General features: G+C 53.7%; 2 protein-coding genes. Both read left to right on the top strand.

All coding sequences use genetic code 11. The features are described 5' to 3' along the window. The coding region (locus tag J3B89_RS20970) for a cation efflux transmembrane domain-containing protein (RefSeq protein ID WP_252349455.1) at window positions 1–666 on the top strand (666 nt) is incomplete at its 5' end. Window positions 667–669: 3 nt separating this feature from the next. After that, on the top strand, window positions 670–1,118 hold a 449-nt coding region (lspA, locus tag J3B89_RS20975; protein ID WP_215768312.1), incomplete at its 3' end, for a signal peptidase II.

The following is a 1,118-nucleotide window of genomic DNA, read 5'->3' on the forward strand; positions in this document are numbered from 1 at the left end:
GAGGTCGAGCCCGTCACCTCGAAACTGAAGACCTTGGGGCTAGGCGCCTCGCTTCAGGAAACCGTCGCTGCAAATCCGGAGACCATCAAGGCCGCCGAGTTTTCGGCAGCTTCTGCTAAGCAAGAATCCGGGACCCTGCGCTGGTTGCTCGGCATCAATGCACTTCTGTTCGTGGTGGAAATGACTGCCGGTCTGATCGCCCGGTCCACCGGCCTGATTGGAGAATCCCTGGACAATTTTGCCGATGCGGCGGTGTACGGGCTTGCCCTTTATGCGGTTGGACATAGCGTGAAAATGCAGGTACGTGCCGCGCATCTTGCTGGTGTACTGCAACTGATCTTGGCTGTGGGCGTGCTCGTAGAGGTGGTGAGACGCTTTGTATTCGGTAGTGAGCCTGAATCGCTGGTGATGATGGCTATCGCATTCGTCGCATTGATTGCCAATACCAGTTGTCTGCTGCTCATATCCAAACATCGGGAAGGCGGGGCGCACATGAAGGCAAGCTGGATATTCTCGGCCAACGACGTGGTGATCAACCTGGGGGTCATCACCGCCGGCGCTCTGGTCGCGTGGACCGGGTCCAATTATCCGGATCTGATTATCGGCACCATCGCGGGGGTAATTGTACTTAACGGTGCTAGACGCATTCTGGCGCTCAAGGATTAAGCAATGTCCATTTTTGGCAAACATCTGTCACCGTACGCTCTGTTGTCCATCTCCGGCCTGCTGGCAGCGTCTGATCAGGCCGTAAAATGGCTGGTGCAACAATCAATGGCATATGGCGAGTCTATTTCAGTGACCTCATTCTTTAACTGGGTACACGTATGGAATACCGGTGCCGCATTCAGTCTTTTTGCGAATGGTGGAGGCTGGCAGCGCTACTTTTTTATCGGAATCGCGGTAGTGGTCTCGATTTTTCTGATCAAGCTGATCCTTGAAAATCGTCATAAAGGAGAAGCCATCGCTTACAGTCTTATCCTCGGTGGCGCCATGGGCAACCTGATTGACCGGGTCTTTCGCGGCTATGTTGTGGATTCCTTTGATTTCTATTGGCGAGACTGGCATTGGCCGGCCTTCAACCTGGCTGATATTGCAATTGTCCTCGGTGCCTTACTTTT

The organism is Rheinheimera oceanensis, from assembly GCF_018831085.1.
In the GTDB taxonomy this organism is placed as follows: Bacteria; Pseudomonadota; Gammaproteobacteria; order Enterobacterales; family Alteromonadaceae; genus Alishewanella; species Alishewanella oceanensis.